The sequence below is a fragment of the Leptospira haakeii genome, assembly GCF_002812045.1.
GTDB classification, from domain to species: Bacteria; Spirochaetota; Leptospiria; order Leptospirales; family Leptospiraceae; genus Leptospira_B; species Leptospira_B haakeii.
Map to the genome: position 1 here is coordinate 1 of NZ_NPEG01000020.1, position 24,926 is coordinate 24,926.

Annotated in this window: 26 protein-coding genes, 1 tRNA gene and 2 pseudogenes; 15 read left to right on the forward strand and 14 right to left on the reverse strand. The window is 41.1% G+C overall.

Features of this window, described 5'->3' with window-relative positions:
- A partial coding sequence (locus CH377_RS19875) for a thioredoxin family protein (RefSeq protein ID WP_244283718.1) occupies positions 1 to 103 on the forward strand: 103 nt, incomplete at its 5' end.
- Here CH377_RS19875 and CH377_RS18420 read toward each other — a convergent pair.
- Positions 70 to 705: pseudogene (locus CH377_RS18420) on the reverse strand (hypothetical protein); the annotation flags it as partial. The gene CH377_RS19875 and the pseudogene CH377_RS18420 sit on opposite strands and share 34 nt — an antisense overlap.
- Positions 706 to 710: 5 nt before the next feature.
- Entirely contained in the window at positions 711 to 878 is a 168-nt protein-coding gene (locus CH377_RS19740) for a hypothetical protein (protein ID WP_165780493.1), read from the reverse strand.
- Positions 879 to 996: 118 nt separating this feature from the next.
- Here CH377_RS19740 and CH377_RS18425 point away from each other — a divergent pair, with 118 nt between their 5' ends.
- The 7 genes and pseudogenes from CH377_RS18425 to CH377_RS18455 all read left to right on the forward strand — a co-directional run bounded on the left by CH377_RS18425 (position 997) and on the right by CH377_RS18455 (position 7,229).
- Complete coding sequence (locus CH377_RS18425; protein WP_100725208.1) at positions 997 to 1,242, forward strand: Sec-independent protein translocase subunit TatA/TatB; 246 nt, start codon at positions 997 to 999, stop codon at positions 1,240 to 1,242.
- Positions 1,243 to 1,298: 56 nt separating this feature from the next.
- A pseudogene (locus CH377_RS18430) lies at positions 1,299 to 1,490 on the forward strand (twin-arginine translocase subunit TatC); the annotation flags it as partial.
- 69 nt (positions 1,491 to 1,559) lie between these two features.
- A complete protein-coding gene (gene trxA / locus CH377_RS18435) occupies positions 1,560 to 1,874 on the forward strand; it encodes a thioredoxin (RefSeq protein WP_086446488.1) in 315 nt (104 codons plus the stop codon).
- A gap of 32 nt (positions 1,875 to 1,906) precedes the next feature.
- Positions 1,907 to 4,057 (forward strand): cAMP/cGMP-dependent 3',5'-cyclic-AMP/GMP phosphodiesterase, encoded by a 2,151-nt coding sequence (locus CH377_RS18440; RefSeq protein WP_100725209.1) that lies wholly within the window; start codon positions 1,907 to 1,909, stop codon positions 4,055 to 4,057.
- Positions 4,058 to 4,071: 14 nt separating this feature from the next.
- On the forward strand, positions 4,072 to 5,202 hold the full coding sequence (locus CH377_RS18445) for an acyl-CoA dehydrogenase family protein (RefSeq protein WP_100725210.1): 1,131 nt from the start codon (positions 4,072 to 4,074) through the stop codon (positions 5,200 to 5,202).
- A 34-nt stretch (positions 5,203 to 5,236) separates the two neighbouring features.
- The gene (locus CH377_RS18450) at positions 5,237 to 6,451 is read left to right on the forward strand and encodes an Lsa36 family surface (lipo)protein (protein ID WP_100725211.1); all 1,215 of its coding nucleotides are present in this window, start codon (positions 5,237 to 5,239) and stop codon (positions 6,449 to 6,451) included.
- A 169-nt stretch (positions 6,452 to 6,620) separates the two neighbouring features.
- Positions 6,621 to 7,229, forward strand: coding sequence for a hypothetical protein (locus CH377_RS18455; protein ID WP_100725212.1), 609 nt, complete (start codon positions 6,621 to 6,623; stop codon positions 7,227 to 7,229).
- Here CH377_RS18455 and CH377_RS18460 read toward each other — a convergent pair.
- From CH377_RS18460 to CH377_RS18480, 5 genes are all read right to left on the reverse strand, one after another.
- Positions 7,226 to 8,542, reverse strand: coding sequence for an MFS transporter (locus CH377_RS18460; protein ID WP_100725213.1), 1,317 nt, complete (start codon positions 8,540 to 8,542; stop codon positions 7,226 to 7,228). The genes CH377_RS18455 and CH377_RS18460 overlap by 4 nt on opposite strands.
- A gap of 97 nt (positions 8,543 to 8,639) precedes the next feature.
- Positions 8,640 to 8,993, reverse strand: a complete 354-nt coding sequence (locus tag CH377_RS18465) for a phasin-related domain-containing protein (protein WP_100725214.1) — start codon at positions 8,991 to 8,993, stop codon at positions 8,640 to 8,642.
- Positions 8,994 to 9,090: 97 nt separating this feature from the next.
- The gene (locus tag CH377_RS18470; protein ID WP_008592198.1) at positions 9,091 to 9,666 is read right to left on the reverse strand and encodes a bifunctional nuclease domain-containing protein; all 576 of its coding nucleotides are present in this window, start codon (positions 9,664 to 9,666) and stop codon (positions 9,091 to 9,093) included.
- Between the two features lie 60 nt (positions 9,667 to 9,726).
- A complete protein-coding gene (locus tag CH377_RS18475; RefSeq protein ID WP_100725215.1) occupies positions 9,727 to 11,604 on the reverse strand; it encodes an alpha/beta fold hydrolase in 1,878 nt (625 codons plus the stop codon).
- A gap of 89 nt (positions 11,605 to 11,693) precedes the next feature.
- Positions 11,694 to 13,577, reverse strand: coding sequence for a PAS domain S-box protein (locus CH377_RS18480; RefSeq protein WP_100725216.1), 1,884 nt, complete (start codon positions 13,575 to 13,577; stop codon positions 11,694 to 11,696).
- A gap of 237 nt (positions 13,578 to 13,814) precedes the next feature.
- Here CH377_RS18480 and CH377_RS18485 point away from each other — a divergent pair, with 237 nt between their 5' ends.
- The 3 genes from CH377_RS18485 to CH377_RS18495 all read left to right on the forward strand — a co-directional run bounded on the left by CH377_RS18485 (position 13,815) and on the right by CH377_RS18495 (position 14,841).
- Positions 13,815 to 14,144, forward strand: a complete 330-nt coding sequence (locus tag CH377_RS18485; protein ID WP_100725217.1) for a hypothetical protein — start codon at positions 13,815 to 13,817, stop codon at positions 14,142 to 14,144.
- A 201-nt stretch (positions 14,145 to 14,345) separates the two neighbouring features.
- A complete protein-coding gene (locus tag CH377_RS18490) occupies positions 14,346 to 14,639 on the forward strand; it encodes a BrnT family toxin (RefSeq protein ID WP_100725218.1) in 294 nt (97 codons plus the stop codon).
- A 1-nt stretch (position 14,640) separates the two neighbouring features.
- Positions 14,641 to 14,841, forward strand: coding sequence for a toxin-antitoxin system, antitoxin component (locus CH377_RS18495; RefSeq protein ID WP_100725219.1), 201 nt, complete (start codon positions 14,641 to 14,643; stop codon positions 14,839 to 14,841).
- 411 nt (positions 14,842 to 15,252) lie between these two features.
- On the opposite strand, the gene CH377_RS18505 is transcribed toward CH377_RS18495, so the two are convergent.
- The 7 genes from CH377_RS18505 to CH377_RS19745 form a co-directional block, all read right to left on the reverse strand.
- A tRNA-Ile gene (locus CH377_RS18505) sits at positions 15,253 to 15,326 on the reverse strand.
- A gap of 44 nt (positions 15,327 to 15,370) precedes the next feature.
- Positions 15,371 to 15,871 (reverse strand): hypothetical protein, encoded by a 501-nt coding sequence (locus CH377_RS18510; RefSeq protein WP_100725221.1) that lies wholly within the window; start codon positions 15,869 to 15,871, stop codon positions 15,371 to 15,373.
- Positions 15,868 to 16,359 carry an LIC_11959 family protein gene (locus CH377_RS18515; RefSeq protein ID WP_100725222.1) on the reverse strand — a complete coding sequence of 164 codons (492 nt, stop codon included), beginning with the start codon at positions 16,357 to 16,359 and terminating at the stop codon, positions 15,868 to 15,870. The genes CH377_RS18510 and CH377_RS18515 overlap by 4 nt, the downstream gene beginning before the upstream one ends.
- Positions 16,359 to 17,732: a HEAT repeat domain-containing protein gene (locus tag CH377_RS18520; RefSeq protein WP_100725223.1), complete on the reverse strand. Its 1,374-nt coding sequence runs from the start codon at positions 17,730 to 17,732 to the stop codon at positions 16,359 to 16,361. Before CH377_RS18520 ends, CH377_RS18515 begins: the two co-directional genes overlap by 1 nt.
- Positions 17,665 to 18,156: a response regulator gene (locus CH377_RS18525; RefSeq protein ID WP_100725242.1), complete on the reverse strand. Its 492-nt coding sequence runs from the start codon at positions 18,154 to 18,156 to the stop codon at positions 17,665 to 17,667. Before CH377_RS18525 ends, CH377_RS18520 begins: the two co-directional genes overlap by 68 nt.
- 108 nt (positions 18,157 to 18,264) lie before the next feature.
- Entirely contained in the window at positions 18,265 to 19,596 is a 1,332-nt protein-coding gene (locus tag CH377_RS18530) for a 6-hydroxymethylpterin diphosphokinase MptE-like protein (protein ID WP_100725224.1), read from the reverse strand.
- A 42-nt stretch (positions 19,597 to 19,638) separates the two neighbouring features.
- Complete coding sequence (locus tag CH377_RS19745) at positions 19,639 to 20,181, reverse strand: DNA primase (protein ID WP_165780494.1); 543 nt, start codon at positions 20,179 to 20,181, stop codon at positions 19,639 to 19,641.
- Positions 20,182 to 20,267: 86 nt separating this feature from the next.
- On the opposite strand from CH377_RS19745, the gene CH377_RS18540 reads away from it, so the two are divergent.
- The 4 genes from CH377_RS18540 to CH377_RS18555 all read left to right on the forward strand — a co-directional run bounded on the left by CH377_RS18540 (position 20,268) and on the right by CH377_RS18555 (position 24,859).
- On the forward strand, positions 20,268 to 20,897 hold the full coding sequence (locus tag CH377_RS18540) for a TlpA family protein disulfide reductase (protein ID WP_100725225.1): 630 nt from the start codon (positions 20,268 to 20,270) through the stop codon (positions 20,895 to 20,897).
- Entirely contained in the window at positions 20,894 to 21,589 is a 696-nt protein-coding gene (locus tag CH377_RS18545; RefSeq protein WP_100725226.1) for a type 1 glutamine amidotransferase, read from the forward strand. The genes CH377_RS18540 and CH377_RS18545 overlap by 4 nt, the downstream gene beginning before the upstream one ends.
- Before the next feature lie 67 nt (positions 21,590 to 21,656).
- Positions 21,657 to 24,374, forward strand: coding sequence for a preprotein translocase subunit SecA (secA, locus tag CH377_RS18550; RefSeq protein WP_100725227.1), 2,718 nt, complete (start codon positions 21,657 to 21,659; stop codon positions 24,372 to 24,374).
- Positions 24,371 to 24,859: a hypothetical protein gene (locus tag CH377_RS18555; RefSeq protein WP_100725228.1), complete on the forward strand. Its 489-nt coding sequence runs from the start codon at positions 24,371 to 24,373 to the stop codon at positions 24,857 to 24,859. Before secA ends, CH377_RS18555 begins: the two co-directional genes overlap by 4 nt.
- Positions 24,860 to 24,926: the final 67 nt, after the last annotated feature.

Here is a 24,926-nt window from a genome sequence, read left to right on the forward strand (position 1 = left end):
CCAGGACACGGCACAAAAATTAAATATCCAATCTTTGCCGACCCTTCTACTTTTCAAAGACGGACAATTGGTGGACAAATCGAATTTGGCGCGATATTCCTGAGCGGCAAAGTTACAAAGTTCCAGAATTAAGTTATAATGTTCCTGTCTAGGATAGTAAAACGGATTCTCTAGGTCTCTTTCCTTCTCAAAAGCCCGGAAGTCAAAAAGATTCTTACTAAGTATGGCGATTTTGAAATGTATCTCAGGAAAACTCCATTTCCATTTGGAGTTGGAACCGAATGCCTCGATTGTGTTCGTGGTGCAGGTCCTGAGTCCCTTTACGTAATTCAGTCTTTGGAGAGGATTAAATTCTAGGATTTTGGCGAGAAGGTCCTTATTTTCCGCCAGACCAGACTCGAAGTCGGTTCCGACTACTTTCTCCATAAATGAGATCGCGCTATAAATTTCTTTCCTCCCCTGGTTAAGGTATGTATCCGATTTCAGATCCAAGATCGCGACAGAGATCTCATTTATAAGAAGACAGGTATTTATATTTTTTATCGAATTTAAGGAAAGAGCCACATTGAAGTAACCTTCCATTTTAGGATCTTTTCTAGATTGGGCTTTGAGAAGATTTCCTTCCTTCTTCAAATCCTCCAAAAATGCACGAAAATCCGCCAGTTTTTCCTGGAATTCCTGCTTCTGTTCCTTAGTAAGAGCCATTCTAATTACACCTGCACATTTATCAGACTTCCGACAGAAAGAGCATACATATAATCGGAATTCGGAGCATTCTCCGCCTTTTTCCGATCTTCTTCTTTTTCTTCCTCTCCACCCGGTTCCCGAACTGGAAGAGGAACGGAGATTGAATCTAAGGGGCTGGATTCTATTCTCATAAACTCGTCCGTTTTGCCTTTCTAATCTGAACCGAAGTCCCAATAGAATTATCGGCTTGTTCCTACTAACTATTTGACATATATTACAGAGGCAAAATCCTAACTAAGGAGATAGTATATGTACGCACCACTCGCATTTTTAAATTTAGGCCCTTGGGAAATCTTTTTCATACTAGGTTTAGCTCTCCTGCTTTTCGGGGGCAAGCGACTTCCCTCTTTAGCTAAGGATTTAGGAGACGGAATTCGCCAATTCCGCAAATCTCTATCCGGAGATGCAGAATCTGAATCCGCTAAAATCCAGGAACCGGAAACAAAACCGGCTACTCCAGCTTCTTCCCCTAAAAAATCCAAAAAATCCGCTTAATATGATAAGGGCCTTCGGGCCCTTTTATAACAGGGAAGGAATTCCAACCTTTCGATATGCCTTCTAAAAAAAAGAACCTCTCCAGTACCCCTCAACCTGTAATCTCTGCCCCTGAGGAAAGTCTTCCTCATGATAGAGAAAAGTTTATGACCCTGGGGGAACATTTAGAAGAACTACGTTCCGTACTAATTCGTTCTATTCTGGTATTCACTGTTTTCTTCGTGGTAGCTTTATATTTCGGAGAAGAAGAAAAAGAAGAAATAGACCCGTCCAATTTGTTATAAAGAGTGGGAAAAAAACAGGAGAAAATCTAACTCATGGCATTGACCGAAATAAACGATTCAACTTTCAGTTCCGAGATCAACAAGGGCATGGTTCTAGTAGATTGCTGGGCCGAATGGTGTGGTCCTTGTAGAATGGTTTCCCCGGTTCTGGAAGAACTTTCGTCCGAGATGAACGATATCTTAAAAATTAAAAAATTAAACGTAGACGACAACCAGGACACGGCACAAAAATTAAATATCCAATCTTTGCCGACCCTTCTACTTTTCAAAGACGGACAATTGGTGGATAAGATCATAGGAGCTCTTCCTAAGGCGCAAATCAAAAGTTTCATCGAAAGACATAAATAAAAAATTCGATCTCGACTGCGGCGGAATTTTCCATGCTAAAAGAACAAACCAGGGGATACATAGAGCTTCCTAGAGGGGGCTATTTAGTCGAAACAAGTGAGGGCTTCTTTCAGATCGGTTCTCCTCCCGAGACCATCAAAGACACGATGGCCGAAAAAAAGACTCCCCTGGTATTCATACTCCCTAACAAATTTTTCCACGTAGAAAAGGGGATCAGTACCGCAGAGCTTGAATTCCCGATTTACTTTAACTTCTTCTTAAGACAAAAAAAGACCACAATCATATGTACTGCTGAACAAAAAGATCAGCTTATCACGGTACTTAAAGAATCCTTAATGGGTCCTGAAGAGATCAATTTAGAATCTGAATATTTGGATGGCGCAGAATCGTTCGGCTTTCCTGATATGAAAGCTGAGATGGGTTACTTTAGAGGATATAAGGGACTCGACGATGTAGTTGATTTCCAAGTATTCGATAAAGATAATATGGTCAACCTGGGAAAGGTTTTAGTACGTAAGCTTCCTTCTGGTGATTTTAGGATTACTGATGGAACTAAGGAAACCGAGATCCCTGGAGAAGTTGGATTCAATATTAAATACGAGATCGGTCATAGACTAGAGGAGCCTTTCCAAGCTCCTTTACTCGGGATTACCTGTCTCGGACCTTCTCATGGATTCGATCCCGAGGACAACACTTCGGGTTTTATTATTTGGTTGAACCACCAAGGTATAATGGTGGATCCACCCGTGAACTCTACTGAGTGGCTTAGGATGTCTAACGTAAATCCTAAGTTGATCAACCATGTTATTCTTACTCACTGTCACGCGGACCATGACGCAGGTACCTTCCAAAAAATTATGGAAGAAACTAAGATCACTATTCACGCAACAGCAACTGTGATGGAAAGTTTTATCCGTAAGTATTCCGCTCTTACTAAAATCCCTCGTAAGGAATTACTAGAACTTTTTAATTTCCAACAAATCATCATAGGAAGACCTGCGATGATCAACGGTGGAGAATTCAATTTTCATTATGCGTTACATTCTATTCCTTCTGTAGGATTCGAGTTCTTCTTCCAAGACCAATCCTTTGTGTATACTTCCGATCATTTGAACGAGCCGGATGTGCATGATAAGATGTATGAGAAAGGGGTTCTCCCTGAATCTCGTTGGAAATTCTTAAAGGAATTCCCTTGGGACAGAAGGATTATCTATCATGAGGCAGGAATTCCTCCTCTTCACACAAGAGTTAGTTATTTAGCTAGTTTACCTCCTGAGATCCAGGAAAAGATCACTGTTTATCATATCGCAAGAACGGATATGCCTCCAGATACCAAACTAAAACTAGCTCGTTTTGGAATAGAGAACACTGTTTACCCGGAGATTACTCCTCCGAAACATATGGAGGCTTATAACCTTCTGGATATCTTAAGCCAAATCGATATTTTCAGCGGTTTCCCAATAGAGAAGGCGAAGGAATTCCTACTAATCGTTCGCGAAGAAAAATATAAACGTGGCGATCAGATCATTAAGAAGGGAACTCCCGGTGATAAATTTTATATCATTGCTTCCGGGAACGTAAAATTCGAAGGACTTCTTGGAGATGCCGATATAGCGCCCATTAAACGATACGGGCAGTACGAATATTTTGGAGAAGCTTCTCTTGTCCTAGACCTTCCTCGAGCTGCTGACGTTTTCGCAGAAACAGATGTAGTCGCCCTTACTATAGAGAAGAATAAATTCTTACAGTTCATTAGAAATACGGATCTAAGACAAAACTTAATTCGACTGAACAGCATTCGTGATAGTAACTCTTGGAAAACACTGTTAGATTCACGCCATTTCAAAGGACTTACAAGTCATCAGGTCACACAATTAGAAATGATCATGAGACTTTCTAAGGTGAACAAAGGTTCAGTGCTTATCACGGAAAAAGCGTTTTACCACGAGGCATATATTATTCGTCATGGAAAAGTAAGCGTATACCAACACGGTAAAAAGTTAGCCGAGTTGACCGACGGAGATTTCGTGGGAGAGATTTACTCTATATCCAAAAAGCTGGTGTCAAATTACACGTTCCAAGCAGAATCAGAAACGGAATTGTTCTCTATTTCTCAGAACGAACTCATCCAGTACATTAAACGGAATCCCGGCGTTTACATGAGAATGAATACCGTCTACTGACACGGGAGATATAAATGGAAAGAGTCCTACAATTTACCGAAGAGCATGAAGCTTTTCGTGATATGGCACGCAAGTTTTTCGAAACTGAAGTAGCTCCTTATCATCATGAATGGGAAAAAGTCGGAATGGTTCCGAAAGAACTTTGGAAAAAAGCGGGAGCAAGTGGATTACTTTGCCCTGACGTTCCAGAGGAATACGGTGGATCGGGTGCCGACTTTCTATATAACGTTGTTGTAATAGAAGAATCTTCCAGATCCGGAAATAGCGGATTTTTCGTATCACTTCATAATGATGTGATTGCACCTTACATTAGCGCATACGCAAATGAAGAGCAAAAGAAGAGATGGCTACCAGGTTGTTGTAGCGGAGATAGCATTTTAGCGGTCGCTATGACAGAACCTGGAGCGGGTTCTGATCTAAAAAGCCTGAGAACTTCTGCCGTGGATAAAGGGGACCATTATGTGGTCAACGGTCAAAAAACATTTATTTCCAACGGGCAGCTTGCAAATTTAGTAATTACTGCCGTGAAACATGAAAACGGCACGATTTCGCTTGTTATGATAGAAGAGGGGATGAAAGGTTTCGAAAGAGGCCGTAATCTCGAGAAGATCGGGTTAAAAGCCCAGGACACCTCGGAATTATACTTCAACGACGTAGTAGTTCCTAAAGAGAATGTAATCGGAAAAGACGGACAAGGTTTCCGTTATTTAATGATGAAACTCGCACAAGAGCGTCTTGTATTGGCGATTGCAGCGGTAGAAGCCACTGCACTTGTCCAAAGAATGACTCTAAAATATATTAAAGAGAGGATGGCTTTCGGGAAAAAGATCGGAAGTTTTCAACACATCAAATTTCAAATGGCGGAGATGGCTACGGAACTGGAAATGTGCCGTACCTTCGTCGACAAAGTGGTTTCGGAGCATATCGCCGGAAAAAAATTAACTGTAGAGGCTTCTATGGCTAAGTATTATTCCACCGAGATGCAAAAACGTCATACTGACCTTTGCCTCCAGTTCTTCGGAGGATACGGTTATATGATGGAATACCCGATCGCAAGAGCGTATTTGGATGCAAGGATCCAAACGATCTACGCGGGAACCACCGAAATTATGAAAGAAATTATTGGTGGAAGTTTAGGACTCTGAAATAATCTCGAAATAGCTGTCGTCCAAGGGTAAAATGGATCGAATGGCTCCTTTAGAGAGTATAGTTAGGCGGTGTGTTCGATATACCGCCTTCCTTATTTTAGCTTCTTCCTTATATTTCATCCCAGTTTCCTCTGCAGAGGCTCAGGTATCATGTCTTCCCCCTGCATCTGGAAACAATGTCTGTAGTTTAATTCCGGCCTCTACGGTAGCTCAGTTCAACGGTTTGGAAGAAACCATCCGTAAAGAATATCTAAACGAACTGACCAAGTCTATGGCGGATGCTTCCGTTCTTGCAAATATCAACTCTTCTATGATGGGACCAGGAACAGTGAACCGTTTCCAAGTAGGAGCGGGCCTGGGAGTTGCAGGAGTCAAAAAAGACGATATCAATATCCAATACGGCGATATTTCCATCCCTAAGTTCCCAAATGTAGGAGCTTCGATCAACCCGGGAGTAATGGTAGGTGTGAATCTGGGCTGGTTACTCGGCCAAGGACCTTCTCACCAACCGACTGACGACGAAAAGGATTCGAATAGGTCTTTCCTACACAGGATCAATATTTACGCACACGGTTTCCAAGGTAATATTTCTAACGGAGATATAAAGTCGTTAAGTGATTCCACTTCAAAAGACTTATCTATGTCCGGAAATATAAACAGTTTCGGAATGACCGTTAGATTCCAGATCGCGAAAGAAAGATATACCAAGCTGGACTTCTTCGGATTTACAGGATTAAGTTTAGGTGTCGGCTTCCACAGAAAATGGGAAGAGATCAATATGAATTATCATCCGAGTGGTACGGATGCCGTTAAGGTTGCATTTGGTCCCGCCACAGGTAGATGGGATGCTGATGTTAACTTCGCTTATCAATCTAAGGTACAATCTGTCCCGATTGATATTAGAACTGGGGTTCGACTCTTCTATATCTTAACCCTATTTGCGGGTGCTGGTATCTCAAATAATACAGGATATACTAAATTGAATTTGGGAGTAAGTGGACCTCTTTATTTAGCTTTGGATCCTAACGCTTCAGGTCTTCCTCCTCAGGTAATCCAACAGATGAACGGTAATGCAGGTGGTACTCTATCCTTAAGAACTAGTGGATCAGCCGACGTTAGAACTCAGATGAACTATTTCGTGGGAGGCTTTGAATTGAACATATTGATGTTCAAGGTATTGGCAGAAGCTATGGCCACAGACGATAAGATCTATTCTGCGAACCTAGGCGTTAAGTTCGCCCTTTAAAATAAAGGGTCTAAGCCCGGGGTGAACCGGGCTGTCTATTTCTTATATTTTTATTATAAGCATATGCAAAAAAGGCACGCCTTTTGCAGTATTGTTAGTAGAATGCAAAAGTCTGGAATCTATTGGATTTAATGTTCAGGAATTCAGCATTTAGCGTCAAAGGTATCCGATGATCACTACTCCAGGAAAACCTCTACATCTTTCTTGTATCCCAAGGGGCGAGGCTTATGCCCTAAAGGTCAATATTTCAAAAAACGAGATAGGGATCATTTATAGGGTAACAGCAGTTCTATACGTTCATGGTTGGAATATAGAAGAGGCGATCGCCGAAACCTCTATGGACGGTTATATCCAGGACATCTTTATAGTGAAACGTATAGATGGTGCTCCTATGACGGATGAACATCTGAATGCAATTCATGCGGATCTGCATGAGTTGTTTTACGGTGGAATGTCCGTAATGAACTATCTGGCCAACCATCCCGAAAAGATGGAAAGTTTAAGGGCCAAAGTGGAGATTACTCCGGAAATTTTCCTATTCAATTCAGAGATTAGTGATTCCACTGTGATGGATCTCAGAATGGAAGATAGACCTGGTATCTTATTTGAGATCTCCCAGATCTTATTTTTATTCGGAGTGGATATTCTATCCTTTAAAGCAGTAACAGATTCAGGACAGGTAAGAGATACATTCTTGCTTAGATTAGAGAACGGATCCAAGCTGAATGAAAATCTTCATTTCAATAGATTAAAAGAAGCGTTAAACGCAGTTCTTTAATTTTTAGGACTCGGCTGTTTTACAAACAGGAATAATCCTAGGAAAATAAAACTTAAGATCCCTGAAACCAAGAAGGAAGTCTGAGGTCCTTTTTGTGAATACACCACGCTGAATATGATTGGAGAGATCCCTCTTCCGAAAGATCCTAAACTTCTTAAAATTCCCAGGTTTTTTCCCTGCTCGCTCGGAGAAGAGAATAAAGAAACGATAGAAGATACAGTGGGATTTAAGAAAGCACTTCCCATCGCTAAAAAAGTTAAAGCTACGAATAAAAGAAATGTGGATTGTTCTGAAGCAATCACTGATGCGCTTGAAAAATATAAGAAAGAAAATCCGAGAATTAAAAATACAGAGGCGAGAAGTCCCACTTTCTTTTCAGGAACTTTTCCGCTGATCCTACGAATTATTCCACCTTGTACGAATACAATGATGAGTCCAATATAAACGAAAGTATATCCTATACTTACAGGTTTATATCCTAAAAACTGATCCAAGTAAAAGTTCAAAGAGAATTCAAATCCTGAGAAGAACAATAAGAAGTATAAATTCAAGAACCCCAAATACATGATCTCTTTGGAGCCCAGATCAAAAACTCCTAATGCAGGATGGAGCCTTCCTTCCGATTTTTTGCGTAAATTATGCGGAAGAGTTTCTCTGAATCTAAAAAGTATTAAGAGTAAATTTACAAAAGACGCAGCAGTCGCCATTAGAGCTACTGAAGGGAAGATAGTCATCTTCTCCAAAGGTAAAAAGGGAAGAAGATAAGATGGGTCCGTATGAGCTAAAATTCCACCGATAGAAGGCCCTGCGATAAATCCAAGACCGATCCCGGCTCCTATCATTCCCATTCCTTTAGTTCTATCTTGTTCGGAAGTGGAATCCGCCATCGCAGCAGTTGCAACGGAAACGTTCCCGCCCATAAGGCCTGTGATCAGTCTAGAGAGAACAAATAATGAAAAACTTCCTGAGAATAACCAGACCAAATATCCTAAAAAACTACCCGTGCAGGTAAAAACTAAAACAGGTCTACGTCCAGTGCTGTCCGAAAGTTTTCCCCAGATAGGTGAGAACAAAAATTGAAGTATAGAATATAAACTAGCTACGATCCCACCGAAGAGTGCTACAAAAAGTTTCCAGTCGCTTGTTCTTCCATCCAAAATCCGGGAAGTCCAACCGGCTAAAAGATCTAAGACAGGATCTCCTGCCTGAGCCAGGAAATGATTTAATGTTTCCGGAAAGATAGGGAAGATGAGAGAAAATCCCATCATGTCAATGAAGACTGTAAGTATTAATATGAAGGATTGTTTCCTCATCATGGGTGGCCTGAATAAGATGAGGCCTAGTATCCGGGACCCGCTTTGTTTGTCCCGAATTTTTCTAAGGGATAACTTTTATCAATATTTCCGAATTTTACTTTTTAGTAAGCTTTTTCAGCTCTTCTAGAGCGGACTTAGCCTTTGTTTTAAATTCTTCCGGAAGAGCCTCGTCTATTTGTAGGGAAATTTTTTCAAAATTCTCTTTTAGCTGATTGATCACAGCTTTAGAACTTTCGTTTGCGTTTAGCAGTTTGTCCTGAGCGTCTCCTACCGTTTTTTGGATCAGATCCCTAAGTCTATTTGCTTGTTCCGATTGGTTCTGTGCTCCCTTGTTCTTAAGGTCCTGGTAGGCATGGTCCAGGTCGGAAAGGCTTTGTTTTAGTTTATCTTCTCCGGATTGAAATAATGCGATTCCGGCGTTTAGAATGTCCATTAGAGATTTTTCCATGATTGTTGCTCCGAGGGGACCAAGGATACAGAAGGAAAGGACTTAGGTCCAGTATGTTCGGAGGAAAAATCCGATTTTTTACCGATTTGAAAAGAAATTAGGAGGGGTTTTCTAGAAGTTTGCGGATCTGATCCCTGATCTTTGCCGCAGTCTCATAATCCTCAGCTTTTAGAGCATTGTCTAAAGAATCCTGTAGGATCTCCAACTGGGACTTAGGAAGCTGGGATATTTTTTCTTTTCCGATGGTTTCGCCAGGGATCTCGTCGTCTTTCATTACGATCCCGGCTTCTTCGATTACCTTTTTTGCCAGATAAATGGGAGCATTCGCACGAAGAGCAAGTGCGATTGAATCACTTGGTCTTGCATCTAGAACGATCAACTCCTCGTCTTTGCGTAGAGTGATCTTTGCATAGAAAGTATTATCAATGATTTCTTCGATTGCGATTTTTACGATCTGCACTCCCAAAGTGGTGAGTAGAATTGTCATCAGATCGTGCGTCATTGGACGCGGCGGTTTTGTACCTTCTAAAACTGAAGTGATGGAATGTGTTTCTAGAGGACCGATAAAAATCGGAACGACCCTCTGATCCGAATCGTCTTTCGCCTTTAAAAATACGGCAAAGCCCACATTCGTGAGAGAGATATTATATATGGTCGCTTCCAAAAGATCCATTTCCTAGTATTTGAACCTATCTTTCGTTTCCCGAAATGTCAAGCGTTCTAAACCTGGGGATCAAGTCGAGTCCAATCCTTTGATCCAGGAGTCAATTTCCGAGCACATTTCTTTCACCACCGGCATGTGAAAAACGATACCTAAGTGACCCTGTTCGTACGAAAGAATCTTATTTTTTTTGTGAGGAAGTGCGGCAAGATCGTCCTCGATTGTTTCGCTCGGAACCACTTTGTCCACGGAACCCAGAACTGAAAAAAGTGGGATCTTCAGATTTTTTTGGAGTGCGGTATAATCCAGAGTTCCATCGTACGAAAGAAAAGATCTGTCTTGGCTCAATTGAGATCTTAGGAACTGAAGAACTACTTTTGTAGATTCTTCGCAGAAAATATCTTCGATCAAAAAATACCATTCGGGAGGAGAGATCTGTTTGTATCCCACGAAGTCTCTTAAATTTACAACTTTTGCATGAAGATCAAAAGAAACCGCTCTCAAAGAAGAATGTAGTCCCAGAAGAAATTTAAAAAATTTATTCAGGTCCACAGTTGGGAGAGTGGTCTGCAAAGAAAAAGAAGTTAGATCGAAAAGAAAATCCGAAATCGTTTTAGAAGGAACTAATTTCAGTCCCATTTTTAAAATGTCCAAGCCTGGGATTTGAGCCTGTAATCTAACAAAATTAGGAGAAGTAATCGAAACAATCCCAGAGATCAGTTCCTCCGGACGAGGAAGTGGGACAGAGGTGTCCTTTTTTCTTTTTACGATTTCTTCGTATGCAGAACAATAGAAGCGAGGGATCATTCCCCCCATACTATGGCCGACTACGACTAATTCTTCGTTTGGAAAATTCTCTTTGATCCATGCAAGAACTGCCGGAAAATCCTCTTGGATAAAATCATCCACAGTCCAGCCCTCCCGGATACCAAAAAGTGGCAGGGTTCTTCTGGACCTTCCCCTCATATCCATAGAGAAAACTCTATAACCGTGGCGAAGAGATAACTCTCTGGCCACCTTATCCATTACGGACCTTCTGCAAAAAAAGCCGGGGATAAGAAGAAGGTTTTTACCGGTATCATTCCTTTCCTTCGGCTCGAAACGTTTTAAACTAACTGAGTATCCATCTCCGGAAGGAATTAGAAAACTCGCGTCTAAACGATAAGATCTTTGGTAGGTATGAGAATCGAATACAATGGTGGTAACAGGTTCGGCCTGACCAAAACCTCTGGTATAGAATAGATGTTTTGCTCTGGAATGAAGATCCGACTTTTCGATATTCTTACGGGCATAATATGGATCTCCCTTTAGGTCCATCTCTTTGGAGATCACAAAGTCCACTACATCATAAAGACTATATAATTGCTGGCGAACTTCTTCTTCCTGTTCGGGACTCATATTATCCCTGCGGATCCCCCATAACATACCGATAGGAAATCCCTTCACGAATAATGGAATACCCGCAGCATAATTCATAGTTTTGGTAAGAAGCTGCTTTAAGTTGGGATGGACTCTTTCATCGTCCAAACTATGGAAATAAACTTCTGGTCTTGCTTTTTTCTCTACGGAGAGGATCGCTTCTCTCAGATATCTGGCGGAGAGATTTCCGGGATCTTGTATGGAGATTGGAATAGTATTACGGATAAAATCATCGATACTTTGGAGACCGATCCTATCGGTTACCTGTTTCATCCTGAAATGAGTGGCAGATGCGACTATCTTCAGATTTTTATCTTGGATCGCCTCGAAAATTGCATATTGGAATACTGGTTTTCCATTCGGAAGGGTCATGGAGACCATTTTATTTACGAATGCAGTCCAAACTTTTTGAAGAAATAAGTTTGTACTTTCTGAAAGTGGAAAGATATAAATATCTTCCGCACCTACTGCATAAGCGCCCCCTTTTCTGCGGGACTTGGGGTTGACCTTTCGGGCTAGGGTCTGGTCCATAGTTTAAGTTTCCATTTCACCCTGTACCCTGGCAATCTGGAATTCTGGCCAATTTTGGCCCGAAATTTAGAAAAATCGGGAAGAAATTTCTAAGATTTTACAAAGTTAAATTGATCCGAATGTTCTTCTTTATTGCAAAAACGGATAGAAACTTCCTTCTCCCCATTTAATTTCCATTGGATCTTTCCTTTCAATTGATCGACTAACATATTCACAAGTTGAAGCCCTAGTCCCGGGGAATAATCCGTGCGGAAACCTGTTGGAAAAGGAACTCCATTATCGGAAACGATTAGGTTTACCCAGGATTCTTCTTTAAAGAGTCTGATGGAAATATTTCCTTCCTGTTTTTTAGGGAATGCATATTTAAAAATATTAGTTACTAGTTCATTCAAGATGAGCCCTAGGGGAATCGCACTTTTTACATCTATCTCCAGATCGTTTAGATCTAGTTGCAAAGTGATCTCCTTTGTCTTTTCCTTAAATGCATTCAGTAGATTTTCAGTGATCGTTTGGATATAATGATCCAAACGAACAGAATGAGAATTATTTGAAGTGGATAACATCTCATACAAATTCCCTACAGAGTGGATACGATTTACTAAATTCTCCAAAGTATTTTCTAACTTAATATCAGAAGATCTGGATGCTTCTATCTCTACAATAGAGCTGATCATACTCATACTGTTTTTGACCCTATGTTGGAGTTCAGTATATAGATATTCCCTTTCATGAAGATCTTTTGACAATGTTTCCAAAGCTTCTTTTGCTTCCGTGATATCCACACAGGAACCAATAAAACCGGTAAAGATACCTGATTCGTTAGTGATAGGGAGACCATTGTCTTGGATCCATCTCCAGTCTCCATTTTTGTTTTTTAGACGATAGGTCATACTAAAGGTTTCTCTTTGGTCGAAATGGCTGGAATAGATCTGGATACATTCTCCTAGATCGTTTGGATGAACACCTTCTGCCCAGCCGTCACCAAGCTCTTGTTCCATCGTTCTTCCGGTAAAATTCAGCCAAGTTTGGTTAAACCAATTGCATTTTTTATCCAAGCCAGAAACCCAAATCATTACTGGGGCCGCATTCGCTACAGTTTTAAATCTAGTTTCGCTTTCTTTAATATTCTCCAGTAAACTATATTCTTTGGAAATATCCCTGAAAACTAGAACAGAACCTACAGTATAACCTTTTTCTGATCGGATAGGAGCTGAACTTTCAGCAACTCTATGTTCAGAACCTGATTTAGAAATAAGTAATGCTTGGTTTTCTAAACCCATATTCTTTTCTTTGGGAGTAAATACATCTACAGAGTTTCGCATCCTTCTTTTAGTCTTAGCGTTTACTATCTTGAAAACTCTTTCGATAGGTTCGCCGATCGCATCTGTTCTGGACCAGCCTGTTAAAGTTTCCGCAACATAATTCATATCGGTAATATTGCCGAGTTCATCAGTCGAGATGACTCCATCTCCGATGGACCTTAATGTAGCTTTTAGAAGTTCTTGGTTTTCTTTTAAGGATTCTTCACTTCTTTTTAAACGAAGATGCGACTCATAAAGTTTGAAAGCCATTTTGATAGAAGCGATTAGAACAGTTTCTCCTGAATCCTTAACAACATAACCGTAAGAAGTGATCTTCTCTGTTTTTTCAACGATTTCCGGTTCAATATGACTGGAGAGAAATACGATTGGAATATCCCTCGTTTTTAAAATACGAACTGCTGCGTCGGTTCCATCTTCTTCTCTTCCCAGATCAATATCCATGAGAACCAAATCGATGGTGTAGTCGTTAGTCGCTATTTGGACTGCTTCCTCTGCGGTGTAGGCAGAGATAACTCTGAACCCATTCTTCTTCAATCTTTGGGTTTCAGAGAGTGCAATGATCGCCTCATCCTCCACTAGAAGAATGGTTTTCTTTCTCTCTTCCGGGATGGGGAAATATTCTCTAAAAATTTTTTCAACAGTCTGGATCATCCCGAGTCTCTCCTAATGTAAACTGTGTCAAAGTTTTGACTAATTTTACTATTCTGACACAATTTGCATTATCCCAAATGAGAGGGCAAGCAAAACTGAAAAATTTAGACTGGCTTCTAATTATATCGGTCTAGGAAAAATCTAATTCAAAAGACATAATATTAAGATTTCTTTACCTTATTCTGTCGCATTAAATAGTTTAAGATTTGTTTCGACTAAGCTCGTCGAAGATCCTACATGAACGCATTCCAAAAACGAATTTTGCCAACTGCGATCTATCTGGGACTCATTTCAATGTTCCTCTCTGCATATTTTTTCTATGAAAGATCTATGATCGGTTTTCCTGACGGACATCTTACTTCTTTGGATCGCGCATTTCTTTGGCTTTATCTAATCGTTGGCATTCAACATATTTTGAATGTGTGTCTGTTCATCTACTTTGGATTAGGTTATGGTTCCAGGCTGAAATGGGTGTTCTTTCTTCTATTCTATGCGGGAAGTATCTTTTTATATTTTGGAGTGGATTGGTTTTTGAGAACGAATTTGGATCACGGAGTAGGTGGGTAGAAAGCTATAATTCTCGTCGGAACTTCCACAAAAATTTTGGGCGGATCCTCGCTTCGCTCGGACCGGGCTACTTCGGGTTCGCGCACGCGCTCATCCGGGCTCTGCCCGGACTTAAGCCCTGCGTATCCCTTCCGCGGGGAATCGTTTAAGGAAGAGTAAGAAAGGGCTTTACATACATTTAGGTGTTTTTAAATTCATAGAGTGCGTTTTGAATGGGATTTAGAAAAAGAAAAAGGAAATCATAAAAAACATGGTCTTACTTTTAGTGATGCTGCCTTTGTTTTCGCTGATCCGAGAACAATTTATTTAGCAGATCCTGATCATTCGATAGGGGAGGAAAGGCTAATTGCTTTGGGTAAAGTTCGAAATCTGATGATAGCCGTTGTAATTTTTGTTGATAAATCTAAGAATGATGAAGAAATTATTAGAGTAATTTCGGCCAGAAAAGCTACTAAGTCTGAAGAGCAACAATATTATTCGAGCGAAATTGATTGATATGAGAGAAGAATACGATTTTTCAAAAGGTAAACGCAATCTCTATTCGAGAGACTTGAAAGATCTACATTTACCGGTATACTTGGACCCGGCGTTGGAAGAATATTATCGAAAGATCGCGATAAAAAAGAAAAAAGATCTAAGTACGATTGTGAATTCTATTTTGCAAAAAGAAATGGAATTGCATGATTCTTTACTATAGCAAAGAAATCCGCAAATTATTCTAGCTTTATATTAAATGTAAGAAATTACTGGGCCCAGAAGGACTTGCCGTTACGCAGTTTGCCTTCCTGGCAAACTTGGCTCCACGGCGTCTTTTGCACTCGCTTCGCCATCCATGGCTCACGGCGCATTTGCGACGCTCTTCGTCTCTGTTGATTAGATTGCAGTGTGTTTGATTTAAAATTTGGCTTCGATTCTCTCAGCCACCCTTCGGGTTTTTCGCTTCCTAAGGGGCGCTCAAAAGGATCGCTGCAAATGCTTTCGTGCAAAAGCTTCAAGTCCTTCTGAAACTTTGTTCTGATTGTAAGGATTATTTCTTGGGCCCAGAAGGACATGCACCTGCAACCCGGAGATTTTGAATCTGTTGTATAAACGGATGAGAAGAAAATTTTGGGCCCAGAAGGACTTGAACCTTCGACCCGCAGATTATGAGTCTGCTGCTCTAACCAACTGAGCTATAGGCCCGGAGGCTCCATCTTTTGGGAACCGTGCCTCCTAGCAAGTCGATTTTACTGGGGGTTTAAGTAACGATTCGGATTCGAAAACCATTCCTTCAAGTCTTGGCGTTCTTTGTAAAAAGCGATATAAAAAGTGTAGGCCTTGTCTTCTTTTCGGAGCAGGAAAAAATAGAGTTGGAGTGGATTTCCTCCTGAATTATCCTCTTTGGACCAGCGTAGTATCTCCGTCTTGGATATACTGAATTTTTCGGGTGTTGAGTCTGGAAATATTGCTTCTAATACTTTGGTTCCAAGGGTTTCTTCTCCTACTCTGTCCAGTTTGCGCCAGATTACGAGCCAGGGCCTGTCTTTGAGTGGAACTGCTCTCCAACGTTTTCTGGATTCGGTCCTCACCAATGCTTTTTCCGGGAAATCGATCTTAATAAAATCCTCTGTGAACGTTTCGTCGGGCTGGTAGACCTTTTGGTCCGGATCTAAAGGAACAGAATCTAGGGATAAGTTTGCGAGTATAAATAAGAACAGAACAATTTTGGAGAAGGGAAGCCGGATCAAAAGATGATTTCCTCTAAGATCAATTCTCTATATTTAACTAGTTGAAATACCGGGATGGACTGTTTTTCTTTTCTGTCGGCAAGTGTATCTTCTCCCTTCTTCTTAAATCTTCGAATGGTTTTGTTTTCGAATACGAATACTCCTTGGTATTCTCCTGTGACCTCATAAGGCGCACCGGCCGCCAATCTAGAAACATATTTTCTTAATCTTCTATCGAATTTATTATCTCTATATTTATAATATAATGTATGCCCGTTCCAATCATAGAATACCACGTAGTTCTCTTTTAAACCTTGGTAATAAAGTTTGATTGTTTCTGGATAATTAGGAGAAGAATCCGTTAAGGATTCTTTTATATCGAGGGCTCTAGGCTCTTTTAGAGTGATTGTTCCGCGATAAGTGTTTCCAGCGGGTTCTGCATCCAATCTTCTCCCATCCGATGTAGGTATCAAACAAAGGATTGCGGATAGGAGAAGTAATTGTTTCATTAATCGTTTTCCAGATCCTCGGATTCCCCGCCGCCAGGTTTTCCTCCTCCGGAAGAACCTCCGCCTGAACCGGATCCACCACCACTTCCTCCAGAAGAAGATCCGCTTCCTTCTCCACTTAATGGAACTGGATTGGAACCTTCTCCGCTGCCTGGTCTGGATCTTCTGGAAGAAGAATTGGATCCTCCAGCTTTTCGGGTACTTGTATCTTTTGCAGGTTTAGTGTCAGGGTTTGTCGGAACAAAATTCGGATCTAGTTTTTTGCGAAGTGTATCTAATGCGTTTTGGGCCGCACGTTTTACTTTCTCGCTAGGATCTCTTTGCGCTTTATATTCTAAAATTTCGATAACTGCAGGATCTTCCGTTTCTGCCAAATGTTTGATGGCTCGAAGTCGAACCATTGCATCATCGTCTCTTGCAAATGAATATAACTCTTCTATAATTTCCTTATCTCCTAAGGAAACAAGTGCCGTGATTGTATGTATCTTGAGTGCTTGGTAATCTTGGATATCGTTCTTTGATTTTAAGGCACGTATCTTTTCCAGAAGCTCCCTAAGAGGGGTGATTGCGGCTTCTGATTTGATTTTTCCGAGTGCGTTTACTGAATAAGCGCGAAGTGTGATCGGTTCTTTTTCGTCTTTTACTGTTGCGATCAGGACATTCTCAATCGAAGATTTTTTTACTTTCCCGAAATAAAGAGCAATCTGAGCTCTTATTTCCGGATCGTTAAACTTCTCTTGGAATCTTGCTTCTAAGACCGAGAATGGCTCGCTTGCTTGAGGAAATTCTCCCAAGGTTTCGATAAGTGCGATTAGAAAATTCGAATTTTTAGTGAAGTCTTGGGCCTTAAGCAATTCAGTTAAGACCGGAATCCCAGAATCGAATTTAAGCTTTTTGACTACATAGACTGCTTCTTTCTGTACGTCTTGTTGGTCATGTTTTAATAATGCGATGATCTTATCTTCGAATTGGGTAAGTTTCAGAATGCCGGAAATTCTAAGTGCATAGATCTTCATAGACCAATCCGGATCCTTGGAAAGGATCACTCCGACTTGATCGTACAATTCTCCTGCGCTTTCTTTTGGAAAATCTTCTAGCTCTCTGAGTGCGCTTGCTCTTTCTTTTGTGGTTCCGTATTTTAAGATCTGATAGAGGACTTCTTTCTTCTTGCGGATCTGTTCTTCCGTATATTTAGGCTTAGGTGGTGCTTCTTTGGCGGCTAAGGAGCCGAAAGAAAACAAACAAAATACCAGGGAGAGAGCATAAATGTACCCAAGGGAAATTTTACCTACAAACTTCAGCTGATTATTCGCCTGTTTGTTGCAGTTTGCGGTTTTCTTCTTCGAGGTCCTTAATTCTTCTGTTAAGCTCATTGACTAAATGTTGATTCTCCAGGTTCTGCCGGAACTTTTCTATCAAAGATCGGATGTCTTTGGTTAGATCCTCTATGTTCCAGGGTTTTTCCACGTATCTGCTCAATCCCCCGAAATTTATCGCGTGGATTGCGGAATCCAAACCGGCCTGACCGGTGAGCAGAATTTTGATCGAATCAGGAGACCGTTTATGGACCGATTCCAGAAAATCGGCTCCTTTCATACCGGGCATCACCTGGTCCGTAATGATAACTTCGATCACATAACCGGAAGCTTGGATCTCATCCAATAAGGCGAGTGCCTCCTCGGCGCTTCTTGCGGTTTCGATCTCATGAGTTTTTCCGAACTCGTTATGAAGCTGTTCCTGGAGAGTTTCCAGTACCGACACTTCATCATCGACACAAATAATATAACCTTTATTCATAATCCCTGACCGAAAGGCTGCCGGTTTCCCGGAACTAGAGAGTTTTGGAGAATTCTCCCGGAATGTCAAGTAGTAGAATCTTTCACTTGTAGGTTCTTCGACTCAAAATTAGGTTCTTAGATCTAAAAGCCTAGTTTCTCTGGGCAGAAGATTCTGGATCTCGCTTGGAAGTTCTGAAATTCCGGAGCAAAGTTTTCTCCAATTCTGTCCGGAGCTAGGAAGAGAAGAAGGGTAATTCTCTAAAGAATTTTCCCAATCAGAGAATTTGTCTGACTTCGGGTCGATTTCCGAAAGAATGGGGATAGGACTCCATTTTTGTAATATTTCTAGGACGCTCGTTCTTGTTCTCCATCGAGATTCAGGCGTATATCTAGAATTGTATAAGCTTCTTTTTCTATCGATGAAGAACCTGTCGTATCTTTCGTAACCTGTGGACCTGCAGTGAGTTTTTCCTCCTTCTCTTTCGAAACCGAATCCTTTTAATAGAACAGACTCTGCTCCTAAGGATTGAAGTAAGGAAACTGCAAGGCCTGCCACATTTAAGGTTGGGTTTTCCAAGATCGGGGCCTTTGGATAAAATTTTGCTCCCAGGATCTGGTCCAGTGGATGAGTAGAAAGATAGATGATCTTCGGATTTTTGAGGTCGAAGATCCTACTAGCTCCGCCAAACCAGGTGAAGATCGGAATATTTTCAGGAATACCCTCGGGAAAATGGTAGAATGTTCCGAGTCCGCTGTCTATGGAGAGCACTGCATGTGGTTGGATATCATTCTCTAATAAATATCCGAGTGCGGTGTCTGAACTGAGTAAGAATAATCTATCCTTATTTTGTCGGATCCAATCGGTCTCTGATTCTAAATTTGGCGAAGCTCCTACAAAACATCCGACTCTACCTGCCATAGGCGAAAGGGTTTTTCCTAAAATACGATACGAGTTTGGACTTTCTGAGGATATTTTCAGATGTTTGAAGAAGTTTCTGACCCAAAGTCTGCCGAATTCCTGCTTTGCGAGTTTGTTTTGAGAAACGGATTCTTTTTTTTGGAAGAAGGAAGAAATCCTTTGGCTTAGATCAGGATAACGCCTAGAATAATTCGGATGAATAAAAATTCGAAGATTCTTAGTTTCAGAAGGCAGCCATTCGGATCTATCTAATTTTTCGAACTTCTCCCATCCGTAATAGATAGGAACCGTGGCTAATTTTTCCTTTAGCTCGGCGCCAACCAAGGACTCAAGTTCGGAGAATGGTTCGAGTAGTAGGATTTTTGTAGGTTTTTCGACAGAATTTAAATAAGAAATCGCATGATACCCGCAGCCGATCCCGATGATTACCAGGAATTCGTCTTTTTGTAGTGGGGAAGGAATAGAAAGGGAGATTCTTTCTCCCTCTTTGATTGGATTTTGTGTGGAATGTAGATGGAAGGAGGAATTTTCCTCCTTCAAATTCAGAGAACCGTCAGATTGCCGGACAAGCTGGAAGATGGATTAATCCTCGTCTTCTTCTTCCTTATCGTCATCATCGTCGTCGGAATCATCATCATCTTCTTCGTCTTCATCCTCGTCGTCATCGGAATCATCTTCCTCTTCGTCGTAGGATTCTCCCTCTTCGCCATCTTCCATGTCCATAAGAGGTTTTGCAGCTTCTTCCGGAATGAAATCTTCTTCCATATCTTCTTCTGCGATTGGTGCTTGAGGTGCTTCGAATAGTCCGTTGAATTGGGAGTAAGTAGCTCCGTTTCCTTGAGCTTCCGCTTCAGTGATCGCTCTTTCTTCTTTAGTTACGTATTTATACTGAACTTCTTCGTTTGCGAGTGCAAACATCGCTTGGACGGCAAGTTTGCGTCCTTTGATTTTTTTAGGCAATTCGAGTCTGTCGATTCTATCCAGGATTTGGAAGCCGGCTACGGCTCTTTCGTACTTGTTTTTTTTGGCCAGTTCAATCAAAGTTACAATATCGAATTCTGAATTCTGGTTCTGGGTCATTTTGTATTCCTGAGAGGGGATAGAGGCCTTTGAAACTACCATCATTCTCAATTTCTCTTCTCTGTCAATCCCTTATATCTTTCGTTTATTCCTTGAATTCTGGGGAGAATCTTCGATTTTGGTAAACGCCCATGGATTCTCAGGCCAACTCCGATTCCAGGCTTAGTTTTCCCTATTCCAAGGGGATTTTCTTCCGCCTAATCCTTTTATTAATAGCGAGCCTTCTTACTGTTTGTGCTCCATCAGAACAATCCAATCTAGGTGTCCAAGATTTTGAAGGCATCAGTTTGGAAGGAGAGAATATCCGAATATCGGATATTGCAGCTGATCGTATCGCTCTAAATGTATACGGACCGAATTGTCTTCCTTGTGTTAAGGAAATTCCGGTTTTAAATTATCTGAATGCAGAACTGAAAAAAACTCCACATATCAAGTTATACATGATCGTGGACCCGGATATATTTTTCGATAATCCGGAAGCTCTTTCTACAGAACAAAAAATGAAGGAAGCTGCAGTTTTAATGAAAGAAGAAGTTAAAAAATTCGGGATACAACTTCCGGTCATTATTATGAAACCTCCTTTTAAAGTGGATCGTACTGAAGGTCTGGTTACTGGAACTCCGGAAACACTTCTATTCAAAACAAAACCTTTGATCTTATATTATAATTTTATTGGGCCGATCAGTGAAGAGTCTGATCCGAATAAAATCCCTAAAAATATGAAAGTGATCTTCTTCAAAAGAATGGCCGGCCAATCATGAGATGTCTCATCGTTCGGTTCAAGGATTGTGAAGGACCTGGAACTCTATTAGATTCTTTGCAAGCTAGGAATTATAGGATTACCTATCATAACGCGTATGACGAAAGAGTGCATATCGTTCCTGCGGCTCACCAAATGTTCGATCTGGTTGTATTTTTAGGCGGACCCCAAACGGTTCATGATCCTAATCAGCATAAATTTTTTAAACCTTGGCTGGAACTTGCATCTCACCTAGTGTCTATGAAAGATAAAAAGGTGATCGGGATCTGTTTGGGTTCTCAAATCTTAGCAACAGTTTTGGGAGCTAAGGTATACGAAGGGGAGAAGGGACCGGAAGTAGGATTCTCCGATGTAAAATTGGTTAACCCTTCTAATCCTGCGTTCTCTAAATTAAACGGGATAACTTCCTTTCCAGCATTTCATTTACACGAAGACGTATTCGAGATCCCAAAAGATGCTGATCATCTATTACAAGGAAGTTTTTATTCCAACCAGATGTTTGGATATGAAAATCGTGTATTCGGTATCCAATGTCATCTGGAAGTAACAGAGAACATGTTGGGCGTATGGAAGAATGTACATTCTGAGTTTATCAAAAAAGCAGGATGGATTTCCGGACCCGAAACGGAAGATCTTAGGTCTCAGATGGAAAGAGCAGGTAGAGCTCTCTTCGAAGGAATTTTGGATTTATAATATTCTATCCAATGTCCCGAATTCCGGGACTATTATCTATTGAATTGAAACGGTTGATGGTGCATACATGATTCAGAAATTACTCAGGGTTCTATTCGGAAGTAAATACGAAAGAGATCTTAAAAGACTCACTCCGATTGTAGTCCAAATCAATTCCTTGGAAGAGTCCATGCGCTCTCTAAGCGATTCTGAACTTTCTTCCCAAACTAGAAAGTTTAAAGAGAGGCTCTCTAAGGGAGAAACTCTGGATGATATCCTTCCGGAAGCATTCGCTACAGTAAGAGAGGCGGCCTTAAGAAAATTAGGGATGCGCCATTTTGATGTGCAGATGATGGGTGGTATCTCTCTTCATTGGGGAAATATCTCCGAAATGAAGACTGGAGAGGGTAAAACTCTTACTTCTACACTTGCAGTTTATCTGAATGCGCTCGCCGGTAAAGGAGTTCATGTGGTTACAGTGAACGATTACCTGGCAAGAAGGGACGCAAATTGGATGAAACCGATTTACGATTTCTTGGAATTATCTGTGGGGATCATCCAACATGATATGGAACATGATGATCGTAAGAAAGCATATTCTTCCGATATCACTTACGGAACCAATAACGAATATGGATTCGATTATCTGAGAGACAATATGGTTTCTCACATCGATCATAAAGTACAAAGAAGTCATTACTTTGCGATTGTGGACGAGGTGGACTCGATTCTTATCGACGAAGCAAGAACTCCACTTATCATTTCAGGTCCTTCCGACGAATCCACTGACAAATATACTCGTATCGACAAGATCATTCCTAGACTCATCGAAGGTGAGGATTACGAGAAAGATGAGAAGGCCAAAAACACTCTCATGACGGAAAAGGGCGTGGCTCATGTGGAAGAAATCCTAGGAATCGAGAACTTATACGCTCCTCAAAACGTGGATTTGGTTCACCACGTTCACCAAGCATTAAAAGCTCATAAAATATTCCAGAGAGACGTGGACTATGTGGTCCAAAACGGAGAAGTGATCATCGTGGATGAGTTCACTGGTCGTTTGATGTCCGGTAGAAGATATTCGGACGGACTTCACCAAGCTCTCGAAGCAAAAGAAGGTGTACCTATCGCAAGAGAATCCCAAACTCTCGCGAGTATCACTTTCCAAAATTATTTCAGATTATATGAAAAACTTTCCGGTATGACAGGAACTGCAGACACGGAAGCCGAGGAATTCCATAAGATTTATAATCTGGATGTGATTGTGATTCCTCCTAACGTTCCTGTGCAAAGAAAGGACGCAGCGGATAGAGTATACAGAACTGAAAAAGAAAAGTTCACCGCCATCTTGAATGAGATCAAGGATTGTAGGGACAAAAAACAACCTGTACTTGTTGGAACTATTTCCATCGAAAAATCGGAAGTTCTCGCAAGACTTTTAGCTCAGGCTGGAATTCAGCATAATGTATTGAATGCTAAGTTCCACGAAAAAGAAGCGGAGATTATCGCAAACGCAGGAAAACCTGCGGCAGTCACTATCGCTACGAACATGGCGGGAAGGGGAACTGATATTGTTCTCGGCGGGGCTCAGTTATTTAAAGAAAGTCTGGAGTCTTGGAAAGAATCGGATCCTGTGATCAGCGAATTTAAAGAAGCAGTGGTTCGTGCAGATTTTGAAAAAGCGGAATCTGTTTCTCAAAGATTAGATTCTCAGGCAAAAAAATCCAAAGCAAACGATATCCTTACCAGCGCTAAGATCTGGAGAAAGAACCACGAAGAAGTTTTGGAAGCGGGTGGTCTTCATATTTTAGGAACGGAAAGACATGAGGCAAGAAGGATCGACAACCAGCTCAGAGGTCGTTCCGGTCGTCAGGGAGATCCTGGTTCCAGTAGATTCTATCTTTCCTTACAAGACGATCTTATGAGGATTTTCGGATCGGATCGTATCGCAGGCATCATGGAAAGGCTTAAGATGCCGGAAGGGCAAGAGATTGAACATCCGATGGTGTCTAACGCAATTGCGAGAGCGCAAAAAAGGGTAGAAGGTCATAACTTCGATATCCGTAAACATCTTTTGGAATACGATGATGTGATGAACCGTCAGCGTATTGTGATCTACAAGATGAGAAACGAGGTCTTAGAAGGTGGAGATGTAACCGGTCAGGCAAAAAGTTTCTTAGAAGAAATGATCGAAGCACAAGTAGTCGCCACCTGTGAGGGAGGAAACCCTAACGGTTGGGAATGGGATGTTTTAAAAGAATGGTTCGAAGGCCTAGGGCTTCCTTGGAAGGTGGACCAAGAGGTTATCAGAAAATCCAAAAATCCTCAATTAGCCATTTTTGATTCTTTGAATAATGCGGCTCAAACTTTCTATCAAGAGAAAGCGGATCGGATTGGCGGAGATGTTTGGAAACTTTTAGAAAGAAATATCTTCCTAGATATTCTAGATCATCGTTGGAAAGAACATCTATATTCGATGGACCATTTGAGAGAAGGTATCTGGACCGTAGGTTATGGAGAAAAAAATCCTCTCGTAGAATATAAACTACAAGGTTTTAGATTATTCGACCAAGCAATCGAGAACATGAAATATGAGATCGTCAGCTTTTTAGTCCGTGTAGAAGTTACTGAAAAAACTCAGTTGCCTGAAGAGAAAAAAGAGTATAAAAAAGTAGGACAGGAATTGACCGGAGGCTTCCAGGAATTGCAAGGAGCTAAACCTAAAAATCCTATGGCAGAAGCAATGCCAGTGACTTCCGGAGGCGGCGGTTCTGAAAGAAAAACCAGTCGTAGGAAAAGAAAATGAATGCTAAACTTCTAATTCCTTTTTGTATTTTAGCCTTCTCGGAATGCGCTTATCTTTCGGGAGATAATGCGGGCGCAAGAGAAGGTAAAAGTCCTTCACAATTGTATTCCGAGTGTATGAGTACATTCTCAGATGATACAAAGTGTAAAGAGTTCGTTCTCAAATCCATTCCGGATGCGGATGTAAGTTTATTGGGACAAACTGCAAATCAGGCGGAGCTAGCAGCTTCCGCTAATATTTTTATCCGTGCCCAACTGATCCAATCGCTTCTCTACCAAAACAAGCTATTCGTAAAAAATAAATTAGGGGAACCGGACGAAAAAAGGATAGTGAATAACTGGGCTCCGGGAATGGAAGAATGGCTGTATTATAGGCCGGTCTCCAAATTCGCAGAAGGTTCCAGGCCGGATAGAGAGATCTTAATACGATTTCAACGGGGTGCAGTAGTCCATGTGGGTTATACACCGCCTAGCCCTAATCGTTAATCCATCTTCCATTTAATTTAACAAAAACTTATTGGAATGTCAGTCATTTCTTCGTAATATATAGTAA

Coding starts and splice junctions, on each gene's coding strand:
- CH377_RS18495 (WP_100725219.1), top strand. CDS start 14,641: ATGAGAGAAGAATACGATTTTTCAAAAGGTAAACGCAATCTCTATTCG.
- CH377_RS18425 (WP_100725208.1), top strand. CDS start 997: ATGTACGCACCACTCGCATTTTTAAATTTAGGCCCTTGGGAAATCTTT.
- CH377_RS18455 (WP_100725212.1), top strand. CDS start 6,621: ATGATCACTACTCCAGGAAAACCTCTACATCTTTCTTGTATCCCAAGG.
- CH377_RS18485 (WP_100725217.1), top strand. CDS start 13,815: ATGAACGCATTCCAAAAACGAATTTTGCCAACTGCGATCTATCTGGGA.
- CH377_RS18515 (WP_100725222.1), bottom strand. CDS start 16,359: ATGAAACAATTACTTCTCCTATCCGCAATCCTTTGTTTGATACCTACA.
- CH377_RS19745 (WP_165780494.1), bottom strand. CDS start 20,181: ATGATGGTAGTTTCAAAGGCCTCTATCCCCTCTCAGGAATACAAAATG.
- CH377_RS18465 (WP_100725214.1), bottom strand. CDS start 8,993: ATGGAAAAATCTCTAATGGACATTCTAAACGCCGGAATCGCATTATTT.
- CH377_RS18470 (WP_008592198.1), bottom strand. CDS start 9,666: ATGGATCTTTTGGAAGCGACCATATATAATATCTCTCTCACGAATGTG.
- CH377_RS18540 (WP_100725225.1), top strand. CDS start 20,268: ATGGATTCTCAGGCCAACTCCGATTCCAGGCTTAGTTTTCCCTATTCC.
- CH377_RS18545 (WP_100725226.1), top strand. CDS start 20,894: ATGAGATGTCTCATCGTTCGGTTCAAGGATTGTGAAGGACCTGGAACT.
- CH377_RS18440 (WP_100725209.1), top strand. CDS start 1,907: ATGCTAAAAGAACAAACCAGGGGATACATAGAGCTTCCTAGAGGGGGC.
- CH377_RS18460 (WP_100725213.1), bottom strand. CDS start 8,542: ATGAGGAAACAATCCTTCATATTAATACTTACAGTCTTCATTGACATG.
- trxA (WP_086446488.1), top strand. CDS start 1,560: ATGGCATTGACCGAAATAAACGATTCAACTTTCAGTTCCGAGATCAAC.
- CH377_RS18555 (WP_100725228.1), top strand. CDS start 24,371: ATGAATGCTAAACTTCTAATTCCTTTTTGTATTTTAGCCTTCTCGGAA.
- CH377_RS18445 (WP_100725210.1), top strand. CDS start 4,072: ATGGAAAGAGTCCTACAATTTACCGAAGAGCATGAAGCTTTTCGTGAT.
- CH377_RS18480 (WP_100725216.1), bottom strand. CDS start 13,577: ATGATCCAGACTGTTGAAAAAATTTTTAGAGAATATTTCCCCATCCCG.
- CH377_RS19740 (WP_165780493.1), bottom strand. CDS start 878: ATGAGAATAGAATCCAGCCCCTTAGATTCAATCTCCGTTCCTCTTCCA.
- CH377_RS18475 (WP_100725215.1), bottom strand. CDS start 11,604: ATGGACCAGACCCTAGCCCGAAAGGTCAACCCCAAGTCCCGCAGAAAA.
- CH377_RS18520 (WP_100725223.1), bottom strand. CDS start 17,732: ATGAGCTTAACAGAAGAATTAAGGACCTCGAAGAAGAAAACCGCAAAC.
- secA (WP_100725227.1), top strand. CDS start 21,657: ATGATTCAGAAATTACTCAGGGTTCTATTCGGAAGTAAATACGAAAGA.
- CH377_RS18450 (WP_100725211.1), top strand. CDS start 5,237: ATGGATCGAATGGCTCCTTTAGAGAGTATAGTTAGGCGGTGTGTTCGA.
- CH377_RS18525 (WP_100725242.1), bottom strand. CDS start 18,156: ATGAATAAAGGTTATATTATTTGTGTCGATGATGAAGTGTCGGTACTG.